This window comes from Porticoccus sp. W117, assembly GCF_030341905.1.
Classification (GTDB): Bacteria; Pseudomonadota; Gammaproteobacteria; order Pseudomonadales; family Porticoccaceae; genus SCSIO-12696.
In genome coordinates this window covers 23,087-46,833 of sequence record NZ_JATAAF010000011.1, presented here as the reverse complement: position 1 = coordinate 46,833, position 23,747 = coordinate 23,087, and the positions used below count along the sequence as shown (strand labels likewise).

24 protein-coding genes, 1 tRNA gene and 1 pseudogene are annotated in these 23,747 nt (G+C 53.4%); 16 read left to right on the top strand and 10 right to left on the bottom strand.

Annotation, left to right across the window (positions count from 1 at the left end):
* Positions 1-25: 25 nt before the first annotated feature.
* The gene (gene bufB / locus QSV34_RS09510; RefSeq protein WP_289154112.1) at positions 26-886 is read left to right on the top strand and encodes an MNIO family bufferin maturase; all 861 of its coding nucleotides are present in this window, start codon (positions 26-28) and stop codon (positions 884-886) included.
* A complete protein-coding gene (locus QSV34_RS09505; protein WP_289154110.1) occupies positions 883-1,668 on the top strand; it encodes an HvfC/BufC N-terminal domain-containing protein in 786 nt (261 codons plus the stop codon). The genes bufB and QSV34_RS09505 overlap by 4 nt, the downstream gene beginning before the upstream one ends.
* A 186-nt stretch (positions 1,669-1,854) precedes the next feature.
* Here the strand turns inward: QSV34_RS09505 and QSV34_RS09500 are convergent, their stop codons facing one another.
* The gene (locus QSV34_RS09500) at positions 1,855-2,148 is read right to left on the bottom strand and encodes a DUF7660 family protein (RefSeq protein ID WP_289154107.1); all 294 of its coding nucleotides are present in this window, start codon (positions 2,146-2,148) and stop codon (positions 1,855-1,857) included.
* Positions 2,149-2,566: 418 nt separating this feature from the next.
* On the opposite strand from QSV34_RS09500, the gene ubiE reads away from it, so the two are divergent.
* Genes ubiE through tatC form a run of 8 tightly spaced genes read left to right on the top strand, consistent with a single transcriptional unit; the run spans position 2,567 to position 7,669 of the window.
* On the top strand, positions 2,567-3,328 hold the full coding sequence (gene ubiE, locus QSV34_RS09495) for a bifunctional demethylmenaquinone methyltransferase/2-methoxy-6-polyprenyl-1,4-benzoquinol methylase UbiE (RefSeq protein ID WP_289154105.1): 762 nt from the start codon (positions 2,567-2,569) through the stop codon (positions 3,326-3,328).
* Complete coding sequence (locus QSV34_RS09490) at positions 3,325-3,957, top strand: ubiquinone biosynthesis accessory factor UbiJ (protein ID WP_289154103.1); 633 nt, start codon at positions 3,325-3,327, stop codon at positions 3,955-3,957. Before ubiE ends, QSV34_RS09490 begins: the two co-directional genes overlap by 4 nt.
* A complete protein-coding gene (gene ubiB / locus QSV34_RS09485) occupies positions 3,954-5,498 on the top strand; it encodes a ubiquinone biosynthesis regulatory protein kinase UbiB (protein ID WP_289154100.1) in 1,545 nt (514 codons plus the stop codon). The genes QSV34_RS09490 and ubiB overlap by 4 nt, the downstream gene beginning before the upstream one ends.
* A gap of 19 nt (positions 5,499-5,517) precedes the next feature.
* Entirely contained in the window at positions 5,518-5,925 is a 408-nt protein-coding gene (gene hisI, locus QSV34_RS09480) for a phosphoribosyl-AMP cyclohydrolase (protein WP_502929008.1), read from the top strand.
* A gap of 27 nt (positions 5,926-5,952) precedes the next feature.
* A complete protein-coding gene (locus QSV34_RS09475) occupies positions 5,953-6,300 on the top strand; it encodes a phosphoribosyl-ATP diphosphatase (protein WP_289154099.1) in 348 nt (115 codons plus the stop codon).
* A gap of 11 nt (positions 6,301-6,311) precedes the next feature.
* Positions 6,312-6,530 (top strand): twin-arginine translocase TatA/TatE family subunit, encoded by a 219-nt coding sequence (gene tatA, locus QSV34_RS09470; protein ID WP_289154097.1) that lies wholly within the window; start codon positions 6,312-6,314, stop codon positions 6,528-6,530.
* Between the two features lie 6 nt (positions 6,531-6,536).
* Positions 6,537-6,896: a Sec-independent protein translocase protein TatB gene (gene tatB / locus QSV34_RS09465; protein ID WP_289154094.1), complete on the top strand. Its 360-nt coding sequence runs from the start codon at positions 6,537-6,539 to the stop codon at positions 6,894-6,896.
* Positions 6,893-7,669 (top strand): twin-arginine translocase subunit TatC, encoded by a 777-nt coding sequence (tatC, locus tag QSV34_RS09460; RefSeq protein WP_289154093.1) that lies wholly within the window; start codon positions 6,893-6,895, stop codon positions 7,667-7,669. The genes tatB and tatC overlap by 4 nt, the downstream gene beginning before the upstream one ends.
* A gap of 42 nt (positions 7,670-7,711) precedes the next feature.
* On the opposite strand, the gene QSV34_RS09455 is transcribed toward tatC, so the two are convergent.
* Together QSV34_RS09455 and QSV34_RS09450 are read right to left on the bottom strand one after the other, a co-directional pair.
* Positions 7,712-8,791 carry a bifunctional methionine sulfoxide reductase B/A protein gene (locus QSV34_RS09455; RefSeq protein ID WP_502929007.1) on the bottom strand — a complete coding sequence of 360 codons (1,080 nt, stop codon included), beginning with the start codon at positions 8,789-8,791 and terminating at the stop codon, positions 7,712-7,714.
* A 120-nt stretch (positions 8,792-8,911) separates the two neighbouring features.
* The gene (locus tag QSV34_RS09450; protein ID WP_289154091.1) at positions 8,912-9,346 is read right to left on the bottom strand and encodes a c-type cytochrome; all 435 of its coding nucleotides are present in this window, start codon (positions 9,344-9,346) and stop codon (positions 8,912-8,914) included.
* A 164-nt stretch (positions 9,347-9,510) separates the two neighbouring features.
* Here QSV34_RS09450 and QSV34_RS09445 point away from each other — a divergent pair.
* The 3 genes from QSV34_RS09445 to QSV34_RS09435 all read left to right on the top strand — a co-directional run bounded on the left by QSV34_RS09445 (position 9,511) and on the right by QSV34_RS09435 (position 10,428).
* Positions 9,511-9,587, top strand: a tRNA-Arg gene (locus tag QSV34_RS09445).
* Positions 9,588-9,872: 285 nt separating this feature from the next.
* Positions 9,873-10,127 (top strand): type II toxin-antitoxin system ParD family antitoxin, encoded by a 255-nt coding sequence (locus QSV34_RS09440; RefSeq protein WP_289154087.1) that lies wholly within the window; start codon positions 9,873-9,875, stop codon positions 10,125-10,127.
* Positions 10,117-10,428 carry a type II toxin-antitoxin system RelE/ParE family toxin gene (locus tag QSV34_RS09435; protein ID WP_289154086.1) on the top strand — a complete coding sequence of 104 codons (312 nt, stop codon included), beginning with the start codon at positions 10,117-10,119 and terminating at the stop codon, positions 10,426-10,428. Before QSV34_RS09440 ends, QSV34_RS09435 begins: the two co-directional genes overlap by 11 nt.
* Before the next feature lie 154 nt (positions 10,429-10,582).
* Here QSV34_RS09435 and QSV34_RS09430 read toward each other — a convergent pair whose 3' ends face one another.
* The 4 genes from QSV34_RS09430 to cysG all read right to left on the bottom strand — a co-directional run bounded on the left by QSV34_RS09430 (position 10,583) and on the right by cysG (position 14,721).
* The gene (locus QSV34_RS09430) at positions 10,583-11,245 is read right to left on the bottom strand and encodes an RluA family pseudouridine synthase (RefSeq protein WP_289154085.1); all 663 of its coding nucleotides are present in this window, start codon (positions 11,243-11,245) and stop codon (positions 10,583-10,585) included.
* 138 nt (positions 11,246-11,383) lie between these two features.
* Entirely contained in the window at positions 11,384-12,142 is a 759-nt protein-coding gene (locus QSV34_RS09425; protein WP_289154082.1) for a phosphoadenylyl-sulfate reductase, read from the bottom strand.
* Positions 12,143-12,226: 84 nt separating this feature from the next.
* Complete coding sequence (gene cysK / locus QSV34_RS09420) at positions 12,227-13,189, bottom strand: cysteine synthase A (protein WP_289154080.1); 963 nt, start codon at positions 13,187-13,189, stop codon at positions 12,227-12,229.
* Positions 13,190-13,245: 56 nt separating this feature from the next.
* Entirely contained in the window at positions 13,246-14,721 is a 1,476-nt protein-coding gene (gene cysG / locus QSV34_RS09415) for a siroheme synthase CysG (protein WP_289154078.1), read from the bottom strand.
* A 281-nt stretch (positions 14,722-15,002) separates the two neighbouring features.
* On the opposite strand from cysG, the gene QSV34_RS09410 reads away from it, so the two are divergent.
* The gene (locus QSV34_RS09410) at positions 15,003-15,992 is read left to right on the top strand and encodes a LysR substrate-binding domain-containing protein (protein WP_289154076.1); all 990 of its coding nucleotides are present in this window, start codon (positions 15,003-15,005) and stop codon (positions 15,990-15,992) included.
* Between the two features lie 73 nt (positions 15,993-16,065).
* Here the strand turns inward: QSV34_RS09410 and cysI are convergent, their stop codons facing one another.
* The 3 genes from cysI to cysE form a co-directional block, all read right to left on the bottom strand.
* Complete coding sequence (gene cysI / locus QSV34_RS09405; RefSeq protein WP_289154074.1) at positions 16,066-17,787, bottom strand: assimilatory sulfite reductase (NADPH) hemoprotein subunit; 1,722 nt, start codon at positions 17,785-17,787, stop codon at positions 16,066-16,068.
* A gap of 81 nt (positions 17,788-17,868) precedes the next feature.
* Positions 17,869-19,677, bottom strand: coding sequence for an assimilatory sulfite reductase (NADPH) flavoprotein subunit (locus QSV34_RS09400; protein ID WP_289154071.1), 1,809 nt, complete (start codon positions 19,675-19,677; stop codon positions 17,869-17,871).
* Positions 19,678-19,846: 169 nt separating this feature from the next.
* Positions 19,847-20,626, bottom strand: a complete 780-nt coding sequence (gene cysE / locus QSV34_RS09395; RefSeq protein WP_289154069.1) for a serine O-acetyltransferase — start codon at positions 20,624-20,626, stop codon at positions 19,847-19,849.
* A 532-nt stretch (positions 20,627-21,158) separates the two neighbouring features.
* Between cysE and cysD the strand changes: the two genes are divergently transcribed.
* Together cysD and cysN are read left to right on the top strand one after the other, a co-directional pair.
* Positions 21,159-22,097 carry a sulfate adenylyltransferase subunit CysD gene (gene cysD, locus QSV34_RS09390; protein ID WP_289154067.1) on the top strand — a complete coding sequence of 313 codons (939 nt, stop codon included), beginning with the start codon at positions 21,159-21,161 and terminating at the stop codon, positions 22,095-22,097.
* A gap of 92 nt (positions 22,098-22,189) precedes the next feature.
* Positions 22,190-23,569 (top strand): annotated as a pseudogene (gene cysN / locus QSV34_RS09385) (sulfate adenylyltransferase subunit CysN); the annotation flags it as partial.
* Positions 23,570-23,747: the final 178 nt, after the last annotated feature.

Below are 23,747 nucleotides of genomic sequence, written 5' to 3'. Positions count from 1 at the left end.
TCATTTTATGCATCAGGACATATCCATGGACAGACAGTTTCTCGGTTTCGGCCTGGGGCTGCGCACCAACCACTTCCAGCATGTACTCGATCACCAGCCAGACATCGACTGGTTCGAAGTGATTTCCGAGAACTTTATGATCGGCGGCGGCAAGCCCAAGTACTACCTTCACCAGGTGCGCGAACGCTACCCGATGGTGATGCACGGGGTGTCCCTGTCACTGGGTTCCACCGATCCGCTGGACATGGATTACCTGCGGCGTTTGAAAACCCTGGCCGCCGAAGTGCAACCCCGCTGGCTCTCCGACCATCTGTGCTGGACCTCTCAGGGCGGCGTCAACAGCCATGACCTGCTGCCCATGCCCTATACGGAAGAAGCCATCGAGCATATGGCCGCCCGCATTCGCCAGGTGCAAGATTTTCTCGGCCAGCAAATACTGGTAGAGAATGTTTCCTCATACCTCAGCTACCGGGATTCGGTGATGGAGGAATGGGAGTTTTTGCAGGCGGTGGCAGACCGGGCGGACTGCCTGATTCTGTTGGACATCAACAACATCTATGTGAGCGCCCGCAACCACGGCTTCGACCCCGACCTTTACCTGCAGGGCATCGACCCCAAGCGGGTGCAACAATTTCACCTCGCCGGTCACTCCGACTACGGCGACTACGTGATCGACACTCACGATCACGACGTACCGGATGCGGTGTGGCACCTGTACGGCAAAGCCCTGCAACGCTTTGGCGCAGTCAGCACCATGATCGAGCGGGACGACAACATTCCCTCTTTCGAAGAACTCTACGCAGAACTGCAACAGGCCAAAACCATTGCCCAGCAGCAATTGCCCGCACAAGACCTGATCACAAATCACGGAGCCGCATTGGCGTGACGCAACTGATCGAACTGCAAAAACGCTTTATGGCCTACCTGACCGAAGGCCAGGGCAGCATCAACAACCTGGTGCTGGATGACGACAAGCTGGGTGCGGATACCCGCCTCGGCATTTACCGCAATGCCTACCGCTTGCGCCTGCGAGAGGCCATCGACAACGACCACGAAATACTCGGCCTCTACCTGGGGGACGATCTGTTCGAAGAAATGGTCGCCGGTTACACCCAGCAACACCCTTCCCACTATCGCTCCCTGCGTCAGTTTGCCAACCAACTGCCCACTTATCTGGCCACTACAGAGCCTTTTAAAAACCACCCGATCATTGCCGAAATCGCCGCTTTTGAACGCCTGCTGCTGGACGTATTCGACGCCCCGGAAGTACCCCGCTCCACACTCACAGAATTGCAGCAATTAGCCCCGGAACAGTGGCCAAACATGCAACTGCGGCTGCACCCCAGTGTGCAACTCTTTAACGCCCGCTGGAACAGTGTGGAAAGCTGGCAACAATTGCGCGCCGAACAGGCACCAGAACCTGCCACAGAACAACCGGACAGCCTGTGGCTGATGTGGCGCAGCATCGAGCGACTGTCAGAATTCCGTTCCTGCGAGCCCCTTGAATGGAACAGCCTGCAACTGGCACTGCGCGGCGGCAACTTTGCCGACTTGTGTGAGCAAGCGGCGACGGTTATGCCCGAACAACAGGTGGGTGAAGTAATGGCTGGGCAGTTGCAGGAATGGCTAAGTATTGGGATTGTCAGCCAGATCGTGATCGGGGTATAAAACCGGTTCCCCAATCACCAGCCAGCCTGCCAATATGGTCTCTATTCGACTAGCCTGTTCCAAAGATCATGAGCACATTCGCAATCATCCCCAACCAAAATACAATTCACTCAATAGTGCTCATGACACATAGACACTTCAAACACGGGCGCCACTTGCGCGTCCGATACAGCAACTTGTTATACCTCACTCGTATATTTTTCCTGCGTGTAATATTTGCGCCATACGCTTCCAGGGATTAATCTCTTTTGGCATGAGTGGCAATCCATTAATTGATGAGTTTGCCCATGCAGCAGACGCATCAAGATACTGCCCAATAGTTCCATGCTCCCATCCATTATGACCTCTATCATATGGATTACTTGGATTAGCCTTCTCTTTTTCTTCCTCATCTAGTCTGTCAGCAGCAAGGGCTTCCAAGAATAGAATGAAAGTTTCTTCGTTATATACTTCGTCTTCGAGCTTATCTAAATCTTTCATAAGGTATAACAGTTAATTCAAACGACTCAGTTTTTTTAACACTTCAACTCCCTTATTAAGGGAGCAACATAGCAAAGCCCTCAAATTATTCCAACGGAATCTGTAAGAATGGCGTCATCGCGAGCGAAGCGCGGCGATCCAGAGTCTTCGGGTAAAAGCCACTAGATTGCCGCGTCGCCCTGCGGGCTCCTCGCAATGACGGTAATTGAGCACTGCCGACGCCAAATATGAAGATCAGTATGCGGTGGCAATATTCCTGACCGTCTGCGGCAAGGATGCCGCAGAAGAGCCTACAGGGATGTATCCACGGCGTGTCAGGAATATTACCGCCGCATACTGATCGCCACCATAATCGAACTACAGCACTACCCCCACTTCCATAGTACAATCAGCCTCCAAACTTTTAGGCACTCAACCCATGAGCGAATCCAATAGCCAAAGCAACACTACCCACTTCGGTTTTGAAACCGTCAAAACCGAGGAAAAAGCGGGCAAGGTGGCGGATGTATTTCACTCCGTGGCTGCCAAGTACGACCTGATGAACGACCTGATGTCCGGCGGCATCCACCGTCTGTGGAAGCGCCTGACCATTGAGTTATCGGGAGTGCGCGCAGGTCATCATGTACTGGATATCGCCGGTGGTACTGGCGACCTGAGCGCCAAGTTCTCTCGCATCGTCGGCGAAGACGGTCTGGTGGTGTTGGCGGATATCAACGACTCCATGCTCAAAGTGGGCCGCGACAAGCTGCTGGACAGTGGTGTTGCCGGCAACATTCATTTCACCCAGGCAGATGCCCAATACCTGCCCTACCCGGACAACAGCTTTGACTGCATCACCATCGCCTTTGGCCTGCGCAATGTCACCGACAAAGCCCTGGCCATGCGTTCCATGTTGCGGGTGCTGAAACCCGGCGGGCGCCTGTTGGTGCTGGAATTCTCCAAGCCTACCAGCGAGCTGTTGGGCAAAGCCTACGATTTCTATTCCTTTAAATTGCTGCCGAAAATGGGCGAGCTGGTGGCCAGCGACGCCGATAGTTACCGTTATTTGGCGGAATCCATCCGCATGCACCCGGATCAGGAAAGCCTCAAGGAAATGATGCAAGATGCGGGCTTCGACAACTGCAGCTACCACAACATGACCGGCGGCATTGTCGCCCTGCACCGGGGCTTTAAGGCTTGATTGCACAGCTACAAAGCAGCGCCCTCGCCGGTGTCGAAATCCTGATTAACCGCGCCCTGCAACACGACCCGGCCACCCGTCAGCGGCTCTCGGAGATGGGCATCACCTGCCTGCGCATAGACATCACCGCTCCCAATCTGGGCTTTACCGTGGTCAGTGGTGGTGAGCAGATCAACCTCTATAGCGAACTGGAAGGCGAGGCAGATGTGGTGGTGAAAGGCTCTGCCAATGACCTGATTGCCATGGCACTGGCAGAGGGTGACACCATCACCGGGCGCGGCGTGGAAGTGCGCGGCCAGCTGGATCGCCTGCAAAAACTAAAAGCCATTCTTTCCGACCTGGATATCGACTGGGAGGGTGCGCTGGCGCAAATCATCGGCGAGCTACCCGCACACCTGGCCATCAAAACAGCCAAAGCCACCCACCGTTGGCAGCAGCAAGCGCGGCCACGGGTTGTAGCGGTGGCGGAAAACTTTTTAAAAGATGAAGCCCAACTCACCCCCAACTCTGAGGAGATGAGTCAGTTTGCCAGTGGCGTTCGTACTCTGAGCAGCGATCTGGAGCGCCTCAACGCCCGTGTGCGGCGCATTCAGCAACAACTTGCTGAACGACAGGGAGAGTCCGAGTGAGACGCATTCGCCGCCTGGCAAAAATCATACGTGTATTCCAGCGCCACCGTTTGGATACGTTTTTCAACGATCAAAAGCTGCCGCCTGCCCTGAAACTGCTGGTTAAGCCAGCGCAGCTGCTGCCGGAACCCAAACGCTCACGAGGCGAACGCCTGCGCCTGGCTCTGGAAGAACTGGGGCCGGTATTTGTGAAGTTTGGCCAGCTGTTGAGCACCCGGCCAGACCTGGTGCCCGCCGACATTGTCAGCGAGCTGGACAAGCTGCAGGACAACGTACCACCGTTTGAACCCCAACAATTTACCGATATTGTTGAAGCCGCCCTTGGTGACAGCGTCGATAACCTGTTTGGCCATTTCAGCCGCAAGCCGCTGGCCTCCGCGTCCGTGGCCCAGGTGCACGCCGCCACCTTGAAAGACGGTACCGAAGTGGTGGTCAAAGCCATTCGCCCCGGCATTGAAAAAACCATCGAACAGGATTTGCTATTGCTGGAAACCGTGGCCGCGCTGGTGGCGCGAACGACCGAAGGGCGTCGTCTGCGCCCGGAAGAAATCGTTCAGGATTACCGTACCACCATCCTCGACGAGCTTAACCTGCAACACGAAGCCGCCAACACTTCACTGCTGAGACGCAACTTTGACACTGCCGAACTGGGCGGGCTGCTGTATGTACCGGAAGTGTACTGGGATTACAGCAACGAACAGGTCATGGTTACCGAGCGTATTTACGCCACGCCGGTCACCGACGTAGCGGCATTGAGCGAACAAAAAACCGACTTTAAAGCCCTGGCGGAACGGGGGGTAGAAATCTTTTTTACCCAGGTGTTCGACCACAACTTTTTCCACGCCGACATGCACCCTGGCAACATATTTGTGGATGCCAGCCAGCCCAACCAGCCTCGTTATCTGGCGGTGGATTGCGCCATTATGGGTACTCTGAGCGACAACGATCAGTACTACCTGGCGCGCAACCTGCTGGCTATTTTCCGCCGCGACTACCGCCAGGTGGCGGAACTGCACGTGCTCTCTGGTTGGGTACCAGAGCAAACCCCTATCAATGAATTTACCAGTGCCATTCGCGCGGTTTGTGAGCCGATATTCCAGCGCCCACTGAGCGAAATATCCTACGGCCATATCCTGGTGAGCCTGTTCCGCACTGCACGCCGCTTTGATATGGAAATGCAGCCATCATTGGTGCTGCTGCAGAAAACCCTGCTCAACGTGGAAGGCCTGGGTCGTCAACTGCATCCGGATCTGGATTTGTGGGCCACCGCCCACCCGTTTCTGGAACGTTGGCTGAAACGCCGTGTCAGCCCGTCTGCGTTACTGGAAAAAATAAAACGCTACGGCCCGGAGTGGCTGGAGCACTTCCCACAGATTCCCCAGATGGTGTATCGCTCTCTGCAGCAGATAGAACGTTTGGAAAACACCCTTGCCACATCCCGGCCACCGCAGCGGCGGCGCCCGCTGTTGAATTTACTGATTGGGGTGCTGATTGGTACGGCCATTGGTGTTGCTCTGGCTGCTGTCCTAACTGTGTCATAATCACGCCACTGTGAAACCGTTGAGAAATAAACCCGTGGATTCTTGCCAGCAAACTTTCCTGCAATCTGTGAAATGGAACACTGACGGCCTGGTGCCCGCCATCGCCCAGGACGCGGCCAGCGGCCGGGTGTTGATGATGGCCTGGATGAATGCAGAATCCCTGTTGCTTACCGTGCAGAAAAAGCAGGCCGTATACTGGTCGCGTTCGCGCCAGCAACTGTGGCGCAAAGGCGAATCCTCCGGTCATGTGCAGCAGGTAAAAGAAGTTCGCCTGGATTGCGACGGCGACACCGTATTGCTGCAAGTGGAACAGTTGGGCGGTATTGCCTGCCACACCGGTCGAGAATCCTGTTTTTTTCGCCCGCTGGAAAATGGTGAATGGCAAGATGCCGACCCGATTCTGAAAGACCCCAAAGACATCTATTGAGAACATAATTTTTTAAGAACATAAGCGATGAGCAACGATATTCTGCAACAGCTTGATGGCATTTTGGCCCAGCGCCGCAGTGCCGACCCGGACAGTTCCTACGTGGCGTCCTTGCATCACAAGGGGCTGAATAAGATTCTTGAAAAAGTCGGCGAAGAAGCCACCGAAGCGATTATTGCCGCTAAAGATGCGCACCACAGCGGCGATAACCGTGATCTGGTTGGTGAAACTGCCGACCTGTGGTTCCACTCGCTGGTAATGCTGTCTCACCTTGGGGAAAATGCAGAGTCTGTATTGAATGAACTACAACGCCGCTTTGGCACTTCCGGGCACGACGAAAAAGCCGCGCGCGGCAATCAAATAAACAACGATTAAGGGGAAAGGTCATGGGTTTTGGTTGGCAAGAATTACTCATTATCCTGATTATTGTGGCGCTGATTTTCGGCACCAAAAAACTGCGCTCTATCGGTAGCGACCTGGGCGGCGCCGTAAAAGGCTTTAAAAGCGCAGTTAACGACGATCCCAAGCAACTGGAAGAAACGGAAAACGAATCCGTGGAAGAAAACACCAGTGCAGCGGAAAAAGCCGAAGAAAAAAATTCGTAATTCACTATGTTTGATATTGGTGGTGCCGAACTCCTGGTAATAGCTGTGCTTGGCTTGATTGTCATCGGCCCCAAGCGCCTGCCAGAAGTCGTGCGCGCCATCAGCCTGTGGATCGGCCGTTTAAAGCGCAGTCTGGGCAATATCAAACAAGGAATTGAGAACGAATTCCAGCTGGACGAAGTGCGCCGTCAGCTGCACAACGAAGAAATACTGCGGCAACTGGAAGCCAGTAAAAAAGAAATGGAAAAAATGGTGGAGCAGAGCAACCCTGAAGGCCACCACTTCGAGCCCCTGCCGCGGGATGACAAGCCAGAAGACAGCACCACCAATACCGACCCACCTGGCCACACACCTAAAAACCCATGAGCAGCGACGAACCTTCCAACAGCGAAGCCGCCGAACAGGATCAGCACAAACAACCGCTGGTGGCACACCTGATTGAGCTGCGCGATCGCCTGCTGAGAATTCTGCTGGTGGTCCTGCTGTTGTTTGCCGGGCTGTTTGCCTTCAGCAACGACATTTACGAGTTTGTCTCTGCACCTCTGCGAGCTGCCTTGCCGGAAGGCAGCACCATGATTGCCACCAACATTACTGCGTCATTTTTTGCTCCCCTGAAATTGACCTTTGCGGTGGCCATTTTTATTGCGGTGCCCTACATACTTTCCCAGCTGTGGGGGTTTATCGCCCCCGGCCTTTACAGCCGTGAACGCAAAATGGCGATGCCTATTCTGCTGTCCAGCATTGTGCTGTTTTACGCCGGTGTGGCGTTCGCCTACTACGTGATCTTCCCGCTGGTGTGGCTGTTTTTTACCAGCACCGGCCCGCTGAGCATCCAGATGGCACCAGACATTACCAGCTATCTGGAAATCGCCCTCAAGCTGTTTTTTGCCTTTGGCATCGCCTTTGAAATTCCCATCGCCACCATGCTGCTGATTTTTTCCGGCGCCATATCCCCAAAAAAACTGGTGAGCAAGCGCCCCTATATTGTAGTGGGCTGTTTTGTGGTGGCCATGCTGCTGACACCCCCAGACCCCATTTCTCAATGTCTGTTGGCAGTACCCATGTGGCTGCTGTTTGAAGCCGGGGTATTTTTTGGCCGCTGGATCAAAAAAGCCCCGGTGGAAACCGAGGCTGGGTAGCTATCTGTCATTGCGAGGCGCCTCGCAATGACGAGTTAAAATTCAATCCCTGATCCAATGGCAAGTGTAACCATTGGGATACTTCTGCAAATAATCCTGATGGTAGGTTTCCGCCGCCCAGAAATCCCCGGCAGCAGTTACTTCGGTAACAATGGCTTTAGGCCATTTACCGGCGGCATCCACTTCCTTGATCACTTGTTCCGCAGCCGCTTTCTGGGCATCTGAATGGTAAAAAATGGCGCTGCGGTACTGACTGCCAATATCGTTGCCCTGGCGATTTTCCGTGGTGGGGTCGTGCATTTTGAAAAACCAGTCTCGCAACAACACATCGAAACTCAACACGGTTGAATTAAATTCTACCTTGATGCTTTCCGCGTGGCCGGTGTTGCCCTTTTTCACATCGTCGTAGGTAGCATTCGCCAGATCGCCGCCTGTGTAGCCTACTTCGGTATTGAGTACACCGGGAATGGCACGAATGATTTCTTCCATACCCCAGAAGCAACCACCAGCCAAATAGGCCACTTCAACCTTGGTTTCCGGCAGCTCGACCAGACCGGCATCGGCAAATGGCTGCAGGTACTGGCTGTAACCCCGGCTCGCCATATCAGCCAGTGGCACAAAGTTCATCGACGCCGAATTGATGCAGTAACGCAGGCCACCACGGTCTTTTGGGCCGTCTTCAAACACATGGCCAAGGTGGGAATCGGCGGTGTGGCTGCGTACTTCGGTACGCACCATGCCGAAATTGAAGTCGCGTTTTTCGACAATTTCATCACTGTCGATGGGCCGGGTAAAACTGGGCCAACCGCTGCCGGAATCGTATTTATCCAGGCTACTGAACAACGCTCTGCCGGATACGACATCTATATAGATGCCATGTTCGTGGTTGTCCCAGTATTCATTGCGAAATGCCGGTTCGGTGCCATCTTCCCGGGCAACACGATACTGCAGTGGCGTCAGTGTCTGTTTCAAGGTTTCATCATCGGGCATTTGAAAATCACCTTTGCTGGCTATAGAGCCTGTTTGTACATTGGCATGGATACCACCAGTGTCCACATTACAGGCTTGAAGCAGAATTCCACTTGCTGCAGCGAACACCAACAAAAATTTTTTATTAAGCATAGAACGTCCAATTGCTGTCGTAAAACGATACCGCTAAGACCGGGTACAGAAATGAAAGTTCAGCCACAAAAAAGCCTCCCGAAGGAGGCTTTTGAAGGTTCTGTGCGAGGCTTATCGCTTTTACTGACTACCATCCACAATATATTGAACCGCTGCCTGGATTTCCTCTTCAGAGCAGTCAAAACAGTTACCTTTGGCGGGCATGGTTTTAAAACCGTTCCAGGCGTGGTCATTCAGAGTATCCATGCCCTGAGCGATGCGATCGGCCCAGGCGCCCGCATCACCCAATTTGGGGGCACCGGCAGCACCAGTAGCATGGCAGGCAAAGCAGGATTTTTTGTAAATGTCTTCGCCGGAGCGCGGCCCTGAATTGCTCGGCGCTGCAACCGGTGCCGACGCAATGGGGTCGCCCTCCATCGCCAAGGCGCCAGCGGGCGCAATGCGCTCAGCAATGGCTTTTTCCTGTTCAGCTGAGTATTCCGTCTGTTTGTCAGACCCACAAGCGACCAGCACTGCGGCAATCAGCAATACACCCCAAGATTTCAGTTGGCTCATTTTCAGCTCCAAAACGCTGTTATTATGATCGTGGCTTACTGGTGGGCCAGGCCCACTTAACTTCTGTCAGGGGCGGATTATAGCGCCAAACCTGTGCCGGTGAAATGCCACCGCAGAGATAGACTCCCCCAGCCAATATCAGTATCATGCGCGCTCATTTCACTGCACCCGTAGCTCAGCTGGATAGAGTGTCGGCCTCCGAAGCCGAAGGTCGCGCGTTCAAATCGCGCCGGGTGCGCCACCTGTAAAAACCCGTCACTGTACAAATAACGCGTGGCGGGTTTTTTATTGTCGCCCGCTAACCCAATTCGAACGGCGGCGGCACCGCAAAGTTCATCAATTCACCGCTGACAGGGTGATCTAACGCCAACCTGGCGGCGTGCAATTGCAGCTGATCCGCTGCTTCCAGGGCCTGTGTGTGGACGTAGTGTTTAATATTGGCCGCACTTGTCTAAAATTTGACCAATTGACGAAAATACCAAATATTGGTAGCTTTTGAAGGGTAACAATTTGAAAGGTTTTTATCATGGCAAATACAAGCGTTGATCTTGGCGATCACTTCAATGGTTTCTTACAACAGCTCAAAGCCAGTGGCCGTTATCGCAACACAAGTGAAGCTGTTCGCGCAGGGCTGAGGCTCTTGGAAAAGGAAGAAGCGGAACTTCAAGCCACTCATAAGTTTCTTGAGCAAGAGCTGATCGCCGCAGAAGGAAGCGGAATGAGCAGGCGTACCCATGCTGAAATTATTGCCGAGGCTAAAGAACAGTTTAATGGCAAATAATTTCTACTATTCAAAACGCGCTGAGAAACAAGTCCAAGAAATATTCCTCTATACCGCCTCAAAATGGGGAGTGTCTCAAGCGGAAAAATATGACAAAGGTTTAGAAAACACTTTGCAACTATTGGCCGACAATCCCGATATGGGACGCAAATGTGATGACCTTCGGAAAGGTTACCATCGCCATGAATATGGGCGGCACATTATCTTTTACCGGAAGTATCAGTGTGATATTCAGGTAATGTCGGTTATTTTCGATAGCGCCAATATTCAGCGTTACTTTGGCCACAAGGGCAATGCTTAGGCAATGAGCAGCGTTGACCCAACCAAAGCCGATTCAAACAATCCAGGCTAAATCTACCCTTCATTGGCTGCCTCATAGATCAAAGAGGTTGTTACCACCTGTAAAAACCCGTCACTGTACAAATAACGCGTGGCGGGTTTTTTATTATCGACCGCTAACCCAATTCGAACGGCGGCGGCACCTCAAAGGTCATCAATTCACCGCTGACAGGGTGATCTAACGCCAACCTGGCGGCGTGCAATTGCAGCTGATCCGCTGCTTCCAGGGCCTGTGTGTGGGCGTAGAAGCGGTCACCCAGTATGGGGTGGCCGATGGCCTGCATATGCACCCGCAGCTGATGAGAGCGCCCAGTGTGCGGCTGTAGTTCCAGCAATGTACAAACCTGGCGAACAGCCAGGCGCTGCCAGTGGGTCAGGGAAGGTTTGCCGTTTTCATGATCCACTTTTTGCAGTGGGCGGTTGGGCCAGTCGCAAATTAACGGCAGGTCAACGCTGCCTCTGTGCTCGGCCACCTCCCCCCATACCCAGGCGTAGTAGGCTTTTTGGGTATGCCGATCCTGAAACTGACGACTGAGATGACGATGACTTTGCTGGTTTAAGGCCATCACCACAATGCCGGAAGTATCCATATCCAGGCGGTGCACCACCAAAGCGCCGGAGTATTGCTGCTGTACCCGCAGGGCCAGAGAATCCCTGTGCTCAGGCAAACGGCCTGGCACGGTCAGCAGGCCGCAAGGTTTATTGAGCACAATAAGGTGGTCATCCACATGGACAATATCCAGTGGATTTTGCGGTGGTTGGTAGTGAAATTGGCTCATGGTTGGTGCCTGAAAAATCAGACGACCATTTTAATACTTTCATGTCATTCTGGGGTGGGTACCCGGACGTGAGAATCTCACAAGTCTCATGGTTGTGAGATCCTCACGTCGGCTTCGCCTCCTCAGGATGACAACTGCCTACCCCTGATCACCGCCATCATAAGAGCGTTGGCCTACTTCGGCCGGTGAATCATCGGCGGGCAAAATACTGATTGGGGTCGCTTCAACGTGGAGCCCACACTCCTTGTTTTGCGGGTCTTCCCACCACCAACGCCCGGCACGCACGTCCTCGCCCATGGTGATGGAACGGGTACAGGGCTGGCAGCCAATACTGGCGTAGTGCTTGTCGTAAAGGCTGTTGTAGGGAATCTGGTTATCGCGAATCAGCTGCCAGATTTCCTTTTCCTGCCAATCGGCCAGTGGATTGTACTTCCACAAACCGTTGCCACTGTCCCACTGCTTTTCCTGTAGGTCGGTGCGGGTTTCCCCGTGGCTGCGGCGCATGCCGGTAATCCACGCCTGCTTGCCTTTGAGGGCTCTCTGCAGTGGGCGCACCTTGCGCACATGGCAACAACCCTTGCGCTGCTCCACAGAGTTATAAAAGCCATTGACGCCGTTATTTGCCACATAGGCCTGCAGTTCTTCCGCATCCGGATAGTACACCGCAATACGATAGCCGTAGCGCTCGCGCACATCATCGATCACTTTCAGGGTCTCCTCATGGAGGCGACCGGTATCCAGGGAAAAGATCTCCACCGGAATCTTGTTTTCCAGGATCAGATGGGTAAGCACCATATCCTCAATACTGAGGCTGTTGGCAAGGGCAACCGGGCGATGTTCGCTAGCGATTTCGCCAAGGCGAGCCACCAGCTGGGCGGTTTTTTGGGTCAGGGACATGGGAAAACTCAACAGAAAAAATGCTTGCTTTAAACCTGGGGCATAAACGGCAGCCCAGACTGAGCCAGGCTGCCATACAACAACTTACTGACCAGTCACTTGTTGCAGCCACAGGTCGTCGGACTCTTCACTGATGTCATCAAACAGGAAGGTACTCAGGTAACGCTCGCCGGTATCCGGCAACATGGCCAGGATGTTGCTGCCAGCCGGTGCCGTTTCTGCCACTTTCAAGGCGGTGGCAAACGTACCACCGGCGGAAATACCCACGAAAATACCTTCTTGCTGGGCCAGTGCCAAAGCGGTATCGCGAGCCACGGTGTCATTCACCGGAATGACCTCATCAATCACATCGCGATTCATCACTTCGGGGATAAAGTCCGGCGTCCAGCCCTGAATTTTGTGTGGCTGCCACTCGTTACCTGCCAGCAAAGCGGCACCTTCCGGCTCAGTACCGACAATTTTGACTTCCGGGCGAGCCACTTTCAGCACTTCACCCACACCAGTAATGGTGCCACCGGTACCATAGCCACTAACAAAGTAGTCCAGGCGCTGGCCGGCAAAGTCGCGCAGAATTTCCGGGGCCGTGGTATTGCGGTGATATTCCGGGTTGGCCTGGTTTTCAAACTGACGGGCCAGGAACCAGCCATTTTTCTCCGCCAGTTCTTCCGCAAGGCGTACCATACCGCTGGCCCGCTCCGCCGCTGGCGTCAGGATCACTTTGGCGCCCAGAGCCTTCATCAATTTGCGACGTTCTACAGAAAAGGTCTCAACCATGGTGGCAACAAAGGGATAACCCTTGGCAGCCGCCACCATAGCCAGGGCGATACCGGTATTGCCCGATGTGGCTTCGATAATAGTCTGGCCCGGTTTCAAAATTCCCTTGCGCTCTGCGTCTTCGACGATGGCAATAGCAAGGCGGTCTTTTACCGATGCCAAGGGGTTAAACGATTCCACTTTGACAAACAGATTGACATGGTCAGGCCCCAGGCGATTGACCTTAACAACCGGAGTGCGACCAATGGTTTGCAGAATATTGTCGTAAATCATTTCAGTACCCTTATTGTTAGTTGAATTAAGCCTGAGTCCGCAAGATTGGATTCAGGTTAAAAGCCGGAGGCTTGTTGTTTAACCGGCTGACTCTCATCTATAAGCTGCTCATCAACAGGCTGATCACCAAACCAGGCGTAGCGCCCTGCCAGCTGGCAGACTTCGCCAATCAAAATCATGGCGGGGGATTCGACCCCATGACTCTCGACAAGTTGCGGCAAGTCTTTGAGTACACCACTGATCTGGCGCTGCTTGTCAGTGGTGGCCCGCTCGACAATCACCAGTGGTGTTTGCGGCGAACGACCGTGGGCGATCAGCTGCTCAGCAATCACGGGAGACTTTTTAAGACCCATATAGATAGCCAGGGTCTGCTTGCTGCGAGCCAATGCCTGCCAATCCACGTCGCTGCTGTCTTCCCCCTGCGCCGATTTACCGTGACCGGTCACCAGAATCGCAGAGTGGGAATAATCGCGGTGGGTCAGTGGTATACCAGTATAGGCGGCAGTAGCCGCCGCTGCTGTAATTCCCGGCACTACATCAAAGCTGACGCCTGCTTCTGCCAGCACTTCAAGTTCTTCACCGCCGCGCCCAAACACAAAAGGATCCCCCCCTTTCAGGCGCACTACCCGCTTGCCCGCCAGAGCGGCGTCGCGCAGTTGTTCCTGTATGTGGCTCTGGCTGCAACTGTGCGCACCGGCCTTTTTGCCGACGTAGACGCGGTCAGCATCGCGACGAATCAACTCCAACACGTCATCGCTGACCAGGTTGTCGTAATACACCACATCGGCAGTCTGAATACGCTGCAGGGCTTTGATGGTGAGCAGCTCCGGATCGCCAGGGCCGGCGCCTACCAGACTGACGTGGCCACGCTCAGGGCCATTATTATCGCGCTCAGGGCTGTCATCACTGTTGAGCAGGCGCAGCATACTGGCTTCTGCCCGCTGATCTTGTTCCTGATAGACCAATTGGGGAACAGCCGAGGCCAAAACCTGCTCCCAAAACTGCCGTCGTTGCCCGGGGCGCTTGAGTTTTTGTTTGACCGCATCGCGCCAATGGCCCATCAGAGTGGCCAGGCGACCCAGTGAAGACGGCAACTGGGCTTCCAACTGAGCGCGCAGGCTGCGGGCCAGTACCGGCGCTTCGCCACCGGTTGAGATGGCCACCTGAACCGGGTGGCGATCGATCACGGAAGGCACTACAAAGTGGCTCAGTTCGCGATCGTCCACCACATTCACCAATAGCTGCCGCTCAACTGCTGCTTGTTCTACAGCGCAGTTCACCGCAGAATTTTCTGTGGCGGCAACCACCAGCCATTGACCGTCCAGGTCGGAAGTTTGGAATTCCCCCAAACGCAGGGAGATAACACCCTCATCGTGCCACTGCAAAGCCTGCTCACAAGCGGCTTTGGCCACTACGTTTATGTGGGCGCCGGTTTTGCGCAACAGTTCAATTTTGCGACAGGCGATGTTGCCAGCACCAACCACAAGAACAGGCTTGTTACGAAGGTTGGCGAAAAGAGGAAAATAATTCATAAGGCACTGCTACTGCCAAAATAAAGGTCGGGCCAATGTAGCTACCGGGGGAACTATAAAAAAATAATCTCTTCTTATTTGTTAATATTTTTTCGTTATTAACACTCTATACTGTTTGATATGAAACATTTGTTCATGTTAAAAAACCGCCCCTTCCTTGAGGGCAACGTTCTGCCATCCGGGCAATGCAACACATTGACTGCCACCGGGCCTCGGCCAGGTGGCTTTTTTACGCCACTACCCGACAGCGCGCAAACACCGCTGTTCGTGAGAGCCTGTTTATGAAACTGCAGCAACTGCGCTATTTTGTTGCCATTGCCGAAAACGGTTTCAACATTACCGCCGCCTCTGAACAGCTGTACACCTCGCAGCCAGGGGTCAGCAAGCAGCTGAAACTGCTTGAGGAAGAACTTGGCCTGCGGCTGTTTTCCCGCAGCGGCAAGACCCTTGATGGCATTACCGAGGCCGGCGAGCAGGTACTGGTGAAGGCGAAGAATATTCTCCGTGAAGTGGACAATATCAAGCAGTTGTCGGACGACCTGCAAAATGAGCACGGCGGCGTCTTCACCATTGGCACCACCCATACTCAGGCCCGCTATGTGCTGCCGGATATCTTCAGCAAATTCCGCGAGCTTTACCCGGATGTACAGCTGGATCTGCACCAGGGCACCAATGATCAAATTGACGAGTGGCTGAAAACCGGCCACGTGGACTTTGCCATCGCCAGCAGCGCCAAGCCACGGCGCAACAATATGGTCACCCTGCCCTGCTATTACTGGGATCAGGCTCTGCTGATACCTCGCGACCACCCTCTGGCGAAGCTGGATCAACCGGAGCTGGAAGACATCGTCCGCTACCCGATTGTGACTTACCTGTTCAGTTCAACGGACCGCTCGACTCTGGTGGATGCAATTCGAAAGGCCGGGCTGGAGCCGAATATCGCCATCACCGCCCGAGACGCAGACGTGATCAAAACTTACGTGCGCGAAGGACTTGGTATCGGTTTTGTGGCCAACATGGCCTACCACCCGGTGCAGGACAACGATCTTGTGGCCATCAGCACCCACGACATACTGCCCACCTACACTACCTGGATCGGCTTTCGTGAAGACCTGTATCTGAGCAATTTTACCTACGACTTTATCGCCATGCTGGCGCCACACTTACAGCGGGAGCTGGTGGATCAAGCGATTCAGGAATATCGGGACAACAAAGTGATCACCTGCATTGACGAAAAACAATTGCCGTATCGGCTGATTCAGCAGGCTTGAGAGAGTCTATATCCTTGTAACCATTGCGAGCCGCCATTGTCCTTAGCAGGAAAGGCGGCTCGCAATGACATGATCAAACTTCCACGACATCAACGCGTTTCATTTCATTGTGGAAAGCCGCTGGCTCACTGTTTTCTGCCACAATGCCAGCGCGAATCACAAAATCACCAAATGGTTCAGCTGGCTGGCGCTCTGCAGCAAAGCGGCCAAACAGCCCATCCAGCTCAGCGAGAATCTCCGCTTCGTCGATGTTTTCCAGGTACAGGGCGCTGAAGCGTTGTCCCCAGCGACCGGCACCCAAATACATGTTGTACTTGCCAGGGCCTTTGCCAATAAAGCCAATTTGCGCCAACACAGCCCGGCCACAACCGTTGGGGCAACCCTGCATGCGCACGGTGATTTCTTCGTCCTGCAAACCGTGCTCAACCAATTGCTGCTCTACTTTACTCACCAGGCTGGGCAGGTAGCGTTCGCTTTCCGCCATTGCCAGGGAACAGGTAGGAAATGCCACACAGGCCATGCTGTTGCGGCGCACAGCTGAAGTGGTTGTACCATCGAGAAGACCGTACTGTTCCATCAGCGCTTCAATCTGCGGCCGATCTTGGGGGGCGATATTGGCGATAATGATGTTCTGGTTGGGGGTAATGCGTAAATCGCCTTTGTGCACCTTCGCAACTTCTCGCAAGCCGGTCATCAGCTGCAAACCATCGCCATCCTTAATGCGGCCATTCTCAATAAACAGGTTGACGTGCCAGCGGCCATCGTAACCTTCCACCCAGCCGTAGCGGTCGCTGTTGCTGATAAATTCAAACGGCCGCGCTGCCTGCAGGTCGTAACCCAAACGGTCGTTGAGTTCCTTTTTAAACCACTCAATGCCGTGCTTGGCGATAGTGTATTTAAAGCGTGCCAGGCGGCGATTTACACGGTCGCCGTAATCTCGCTGGATGGTGAGAATTTTTTCCGACACTTCCAGCACCTGATCCGGGGTACAGAAACCGATCAGGTCCGCCAGGCGAGCAAAGGTCTCCGGGTCACCGTGGCTCATGCCAAGGCCACCACCAACAGTGACGTTAAAGCCTTTCAATTCGCCGTCTTCGATAATGGCAATAAAACCCATATCGTGGGCGTAGATATCCACATCGTTGTACGGGGGAACCGCCACTACCGTTTTGTATTTGCGCGGCAAGTAAGTGTCACCGTAGATGGGCTCTTTCTCGGTTTCCACATCTACCTTTTCACCGTCCAGCCATACTTCCGCGTAAGCGTTGGTGTTGGGCAACAGGTGTTCGGAAATTTTCACCGCCCACTGGTACACCTCTTCGTGAACCTGGCTTTCCACCGGGTTGGGGTTACACATCACATTGCGGTTGACGTCACCGCAAGCGGCAATGGCGTCCACCAGAACGGAGTGCATGTGCTGGAATGTGGGCCGCAGGTGATCCTTGATCACACCGTGAAACTGGAACGTCTGGCGAGTGGTCAGGCGCAAAGTGTTGTTGCCAAACTCCTGAGCAATATCATCCATGGCCAGCCACTGCTGGGGAGTACAGACACCACCTGGCATACGGGCGCGAATCATAAAGCTGTAGGCCGGCTCCAAAAACTGCTTGCGGCGCTCATTGCGCATATCCCGGTCGTCTTGCTGGTAGGTACCGTGATGCTTGAGGATATGCAGGTCTTCTTCGCGAATGGCGCCGGTAATGGCATCACCCAGGCTTTCCACCAACGTACCGCGCAGGTGGCGGCTTCTTTCTTTCAGCCCTTCCGTCGGAGCCAATTCAACTTTTTCACTCATACTTCAACTTCTCAAATCTAGCTAGCTACTATACTCATAGCTATACAGTGCGTTTGCTTGCCACCTTCATTGCTGAAGGAATTAATACACATCCCGTTGGTAACGACCATCGCGCTTCAGCTGTTTCAAATAATCAGCGGCGTAGTCGTCGCCTTGGCCACTTTGTTCAGCGACAATTTGGTGCAGTGTTTCATCCACCGCCTTGGCCATATTTTTCTGGTCACCACACACGTAAAAGTGTGCACCGTTTTGCAACCACTGATACAAATCCGCTGCGTTTTCTGCCATGCGATCCTGCACATAAATTTTGTCTTTCTGATCCCGGGAAAAGGCCAGGTCTATGCGTGTCAGCAAGCCGGATTTATGCCAACCCTGCCAATCGGTCTGGTAAAGGAAATCAGTATGGAAGTGGGGGTTGCCAAACAGCAGCCAGTTATCGCCGCTGTCGCCGTTGGCATCGCGCTGCTGCATAAAACTACGGAACGGTGCCACACCGGTGCCAGGGCCCACCATAATAATCGGAGTATCACCGTTTTCTGGCAGTTTAAAGTGACGGTTGTGCTCCACAAAAACCCGCACAGAATCCCCTTCACTGATATCCGCCAGGAAGCGAGACGCGGCACCAAAACGAACCTGGCCATCGCGCTCATCGGCAACCAGACCCACCGTCAGGTGTACTTCTTCGTCGACTGCATCAGTACTGGAGGCAATGGAATACAGGCGCGGCGTAATGCCTGGCAGTTGATCCACCAGCTGCTGTGGCTGCCAATCACGGGAAACCAGAGCCAGTAATTCCACCACTTGGGTATTTTGCATAAACGCGATCAGATCCTTGCGGTCGCCTTCCAGCAACTGCTGCAACTGTTCATTGTCCGTAGCTAACTGCTCGAGAAACTTTTTCGACACCTGGGTCAGTTCACGCTGATTGGTCAGGGCATCGCGCAGAGTGGTTTCAGCATCGTCTACCTGAACGTTGGCGTCACCGTCCAGCGCCGTCAATTGCAATACTTCATCCACCAGATCAGTGTTGTTTTGCGGCCACACACCCAGTGCGTCACCCGGCTGATAGTGCAGACCGGACTCCTCCAGGGAAATTTCTACGTGCTGAATGTTTTTTCCGGAACCGCGACCCGTAATGCAAATGCTGTTGATCACTTCGGCGGTAAAAGGCTGGAATTTGCTCCACTGTGGCTGTGCCACATCGGCGCCACCAACCACACTCAATTTCGGGCGAGCAACGGTTTTTTGCAGTTGTTCGGCCACCGACTGCCACTGTTCAATCCACTGTTTTTGTTCGCCACTGTAATCCACGTCGGCGTCGATGCGGCTGTGTGTGCGCTCACCACCGAGCTCTGCCAAACGCTCATCAAATTCTTTCGCAGTCTGGCAAAACTGCTCATAGCTGGAATCCCCCAAACCCATCACGCTGAATTTAAGGTTTTCCAGTTTTGGCGCTTTGCGGGAAAACAAAAATTCATGAAATGCCAGCGCATCGTCCGGCGGATCACCTTCACCCTGAGTACTGACTACCAGAGCAATGTACTGTTCTTTTTTAAGGTTGCGGGGGTTGTAGTCGGCCATATCTTCCAGTTTTACCTGAAAGCCATCTGCCTCCAACTGCCCATACAAAGCGCTGGCAACACCACTGGCATTGCCAGTTTGGGAACCAAAAAGAACCGTTATCTGTGGCTGTTCAGCAACCTCTTCACGGGCGCCGAATGCCGCGCCCTGGGTTCCCGCTTCGCCTTGGCGAGCGGCAGCCAAACCGGCCAAATAACCGCTCAACCACTGGGTTTGCTCAACGGATAAATCGCCGACGGCAGTGCGAATAATTTCAACCTGGTCGTTGCTCAACGGTCCCGACAGTTGTTGCAAAATTTGTGAAGACATAACCAAAACCTGTGGCCACTATAAATATTAGAGGCGTAACCTTAGACAGGCCTCTGACACAACAGAACGAAATAAAAGCGATAGGGAAATAACGAGGTGTTATATGGGAGTGCGGAACCTTATCATCGCGAGCCGCTCCACTGCGCGGCTCGTGATGACAAAGGGCTGTCTAAATGACATACCCAGGGGATGATTCTTCCTCGCGCAAAAAATCCGCCGCATCAATACCGGGAATAGCGGTACGTGTGGAATCAATACCGGCACCGTCCAAGGCTTGTTGCAGACAGCGAACTTGCAGCTCCAGGGCGCGGGAATGACGCAAAATATTGCTTACCACCTGGGCTACAGGGTCACCGTGAGTATCGTCAATCTCGCCGTACGCGCGAAAACCAATCAGTTGCTCCACACGTGATTTCGGGTCTGCTTTTTCAGGTTTCTTTTCCTTCACCACGTGAGCGGGAATACCAACTACCGTGGTACCTTCCGCCACTTCTTTAACCACCACGGAGTTTGAGCCAACACGGGCGCCATCGGCAATCGTAATCGGGCCCAGTATTTTGGCACCAGCACCAACAACCACATTATTACCCAGCGTAGGGTGACGTTTGCCGCTACCCCAACTGGTGCCCCCAAGGGTCACACCGTGGTACAGGGTGCAGTCGTCTCCCAACTCTGCGGTTTCGCCAATAACCACACCGCTGGCATGGTCAATAAAGCAGCGACGCCCCACCGTAGCACCCGGGTGAATTTCCACACCGGTCAGCAAACGCACAATATTGGAAAGTATGCGCGCCGGCCAGCGAACCTTTTTATTCCACAGCCAGTGACTCACCCGGTGCCACCATATTGCGTGCAAACCGGGATACAGAAGAAGAATCTCAGCGGCATTGCGCGCCGCCGGATCACGCGCAAACACACTATTTATATCGTCACGAATATGCTTAAACATACTTTCAACCTCATAATGAGCGCGCTTTTATACCAACGGCGTCAGAAAAAAAAGAATGATTTTCGGTTATAACCCAAGAACCTTTCACTATTTACCCATCAAAGCAACAACTGAAAATATAGCATCAAAAGGCCCTGATCATTATTAACCCGGCAAACATTATGTTCCGGTTAATAATGCGGCACAGGGATGTGCCGCCGCCGTCAAAGACGGCGCGAGCCCAGTAAAATCAAGACTTTCTTATCTATGTAAGTGCGCAGCATCGCCACTTTTCCCCTTAAATAGACACAGTAGCTGGGCGCCAATCGAATAGTTCAGGAGAACTATTCGATTGACTGGTTAATAGTTGCATAGCCTTTTGATCTAACTTTAGAACTGCAAGTCATTCCCAGAATTTTTCAAGTATTGATATAAATGCCACCCTGCTGATAGCTGAATAACTTTAATTCAGTATCGAGCACTATTTGGGCAAGCCCTGATTTTAGGTCAATAACAGATCAAAAATTTTAGACACAGTTTTTCAGGATTCAACATGACGTCGTACAACGCCAACTCCGCTGTATCACTCAGTCAGCAGAAGCTCACTCACCTGCAACAGCTGGAGGCGGAATCCATACACATTATTCGTGAAGTGGTCGCCGAGTTTGAAAACCCGGTGATGCTGTACTCCATTGGTAAAGACTCTGCGGTTATGTTGCACCTGGCGAAAAAAGCCTTCTTTCCAGGAAAGCCGCCGTTTCCCCTGCTGCACATTGACACCACCTGGAAGTTTCGGGAGATGATTGAATTCCGTGACCGCGCCGCCAAAGAAGCGGGCATGGAACTGCTGGTGCATACTAATCAGGAAGGCCTGGCCGCCGGCATTAACCCGTTTGAGCACGGCAGCAAATACACCGACATTATGAAAACCGATGCGCTTAAGCAGGCGCTGGACAAGTATCAGTTTGATGCTGCTTTTGGCGGCGCGCGGCGCGATGAAGAAAAATCCCGTGCCAAGGAAAGAGTTTATTCGTTCCGCGACAAGCACCATCGCTGGGACCCAAAAAACCAGCGCCCGGAATTGTGGAAGCTGTACAACGGCCGTCGCAACCAGGGTGAATCGATCCGGGTTTTTCCGCTGTCCAACTGGACAGAACTGGATATCTGGCAATACATCTACAAGGAAAATATAGAAATTGTACCGCTGTACTACGCGGCGCCAAGGCCGGTTATAGAGCGGGACGATTCTCTGATTATGGTGGATGACGAACGCCTGGAACCACGACCCAACGAACAGCTTCGCGAGGAGTGGGTGCGCTTTAGAACTCTGGGCTGCTACCCGCTCACCAGTGCCGTCAGTTCACAGGCCACCACCTTGCCGGAAATTATCCAGGAACTGCTGGTGGCGAGAACATCGGAACGTTCCGGGCGAGCGATCGATCACGATCAGAGCGCGTCCATGGAAAAGAAAAAACGCGAAGGCTATTTCTGACAAATCGTTCTGACAGATCAATTTTTTTACGAAACGGTTTTTATAAAAAGCGCCCATAAAAATATCCGCACATCAACTAAATGGTCATACCAATGAACGCTCATACCGCCCTGATTGAAACCAACGTTGAAGCGTACTTGCAACAACACGAGCAAAAAGATTTGCTGCGTTTTATTACTTGCGGCAGCGTCGACGACGGCAAGTCCACTCTGATTGGACGCATGCTGCACGACTCGAAAACGGTTTATCAGGATCAGCTGGCCGCCGTCGCCAAAGACAGCAAAATTGTTGGCACTACCGGTGACAGTGCCGACCTGGCACTGCTGGTAGATGGCCTGCAATCGGAGCGCGAGCAAGGTATTACCATCGATGTGGCGTACCGTTATTTTTCCTCCGATCAACGCAAATTTATTATCGCTGACACTCCTGGGCACGAGCAGTACACCCGCAATATGGCCACCGGTGCATCATCGGCGGACTTGGCGGTTCTGCTGATTGACGCTCGCTACGGTGTGCAGGCACAAACCCGGCGCCACAGTTACATCTGTTCACTGCTGGGTATTCGCCACTTTGTGGTGGCAATCAACAAAATGGATTTGGTGGAATACAGCGAGGCGACTTTCCAACAGATTCAAAGTGATTTCCTGGCATTGGCGCAGCGCTTCCCCGATGTGGAAAGCCATTTTGTCCCCCTTTCTGCACTGGCCGGCGACAACGTGGTTCAGGGCAGTATCAATATGCCCTGGTATCAAGGGCCAACCCTGATGGAGCTGCTGAATCACATCGATGTCAGCACCACACCGGAACAGCAGGCAATGCGCATGCCTGTGCAATACGTCAACCGCCCTCACCTGAACTTTCGTGGTTACTGCGGCACTCTGGCCTCCGGCGAGTTGCACACCGGTCAGCTGGTGACTGCACTGCCCTCCGGGCAAACCAGCACCGTGAAGGAAATTCTGGTGGGCGACCGCCCGGTAACCAGTGCTATTCCCGGTCAGGCCATCACGGTAACCCTGAATGACGAAATTGATATTTCTCGCGGTGACCAGCTTGTAGACCCGGAACACCACGGAGCGGTGAGCGACGAATTCAAAGCCCACATTGTGTGGATGAATGAAGACGCCCTGACGCCCGGCAAGCGCTACGATTTCAAAATTGGCACCCGTTACACCAGCGGTACTATTTCGTCACTGGACTGGCAGCTGGATATCAACAGCCTGCAGCAGCAAGATGCCGAGCAGTTGCCTCTCAATGGCATTGGCGAAGCCCACGTCAGCCTTACAGAAGCGGTAATTCACGACACCTACGGCAGCAACCGAACTACCGGCAGTTTTGTGATTATCGATCGCCTGACCAATGCCACGGTTGGTGCCGGCATGATTTCCCAAATAGTCAATAACACCGCCAGTGACAATGTGGATCAGTTCGCCAGCGCGGTAACCCAGCAGATGCGCTCCGCCATCAAGCCTCACAGCAGCCGCTGCATATGGAGCAACTGCCTGTCCGGCGCTCACCGCGTGGAGTTGGCACTGCACCGCCAGGGATTTCACACCTTCCTGTTGGATCTGAACAACGATTCGCCGGTTGCTCTGAAGCCACTGCTGGAAGCGGGTTTGATCGTTGTGGTGGTGAGTGACAACCGCGATCTTG

Bases quoted from the DNA above. Each gene is read 5' to 3' on its own strand.
- bufB (WP_289154112.1), top strand. From the start codon at position 26: ATGGACAGACAGTTTCTCGGTTTCGGCCTGGGGCTGCGCACCAACCAC.
- QSV34_RS09500 (WP_289154107.1), bottom strand. From the start codon at position 2,148: ATGAAAGATTTAGATAAGCTCGAAGACGAAGTATATAACGAAGAAACT.
- ubiE (WP_289154105.1), top strand. From the start codon at position 2,567: ATGAGCGAATCCAATAGCCAAAGCAACACTACCCACTTCGGTTTTGAA.
- QSV34_RS09475 (WP_289154099.1), top strand. From the start codon at position 5,953: ATGAGCAACGATATTCTGCAACAGCTTGATGGCATTTTGGCCCAGCGC.
- tatA (WP_289154097.1), top strand. From the start codon at position 6,312: ATGGGTTTTGGTTGGCAAGAATTACTCATTATCCTGATTATTGTGGCG.
- tatB (WP_289154094.1), top strand. From the start codon at position 6,537: ATGTTTGATATTGGTGGTGCCGAACTCCTGGTAATAGCTGTGCTTGGC.
- tatC (WP_289154093.1), top strand. From the start codon at position 6,893: ATGAGCAGCGACGAACCTTCCAACAGCGAAGCCGCCGAACAGGATCAG.
- QSV34_RS09455 (WP_502929007.1), bottom strand. From the start codon at position 8,791: ATGCTTAATAAAAAATTTTTGTTGGTGTTCGCTGCAGCAAGTGGAATT.
- QSV34_RS09450 (WP_289154091.1), bottom strand. From the start codon at position 9,346: ATGAGCCAACTGAAATCTTGGGGTGTATTGCTGATTGCCGCAGTGCTG.
- QSV34_RS09440 (WP_289154087.1), top strand. From the start codon at position 9,873: ATGGCAAATACAAGCGTTGATCTTGGCGATCACTTCAATGGTTTCTTA.
- QSV34_RS09435 (WP_289154086.1), top strand. From the start codon at position 10,117: ATGGCAAATAATTTCTACTATTCAAAACGCGCTGAGAAACAAGTCCAA.
- QSV34_RS09430 (WP_289154085.1), bottom strand. From the start codon at position 11,245: ATGAGCCAATTTCACTACCAACCACCGCAAAATCCACTGGATATTGTC.
- QSV34_RS09425 (WP_289154082.1), bottom strand. From the start codon at position 12,142: ATGTCCCTGACCCAAAAAACCGCCCAGCTGGTGGCTCGCCTTGGCGAA.
- cysK (WP_289154080.1), bottom strand. From the start codon at position 13,189: ATGATTTACGACAATATTCTGCAAACCATTGGTCGCACTCCGGTTGTT.
- cysG (WP_289154078.1), bottom strand. From the start codon at position 14,721: ATGAATTATTTTCCTCTTTTCGCCAACCTTCGTAACAAGCCTGTTCTT.
- QSV34_RS09410 (WP_289154076.1), top strand. From the start codon at position 15,003: ATGAAACTGCAGCAACTGCGCTATTTTGTTGCCATTGCCGAAAACGGT.
- cysI (WP_289154074.1), bottom strand. From the start codon at position 17,787: ATGAGTGAAAAAGTTGAATTGGCTCCGACGGAAGGGCTGAAAGAAAGA.
- QSV34_RS09400 (WP_289154071.1), bottom strand. From the start codon at position 19,677: ATGTCTTCACAAATTTTGCAACAACTGTCGGGACCGTTGAGCAACGAC.
- cysE (WP_289154069.1), bottom strand. From the start codon at position 20,626: ATGTTTAAGCATATTCGTGACGATATAAATAGTGTGTTTGCGCGTGAT.
- cysD (WP_289154067.1), top strand. From the start codon at position 21,159: ATGACGTCGTACAACGCCAACTCCGCTGTATCACTCAGTCAGCAGAAG.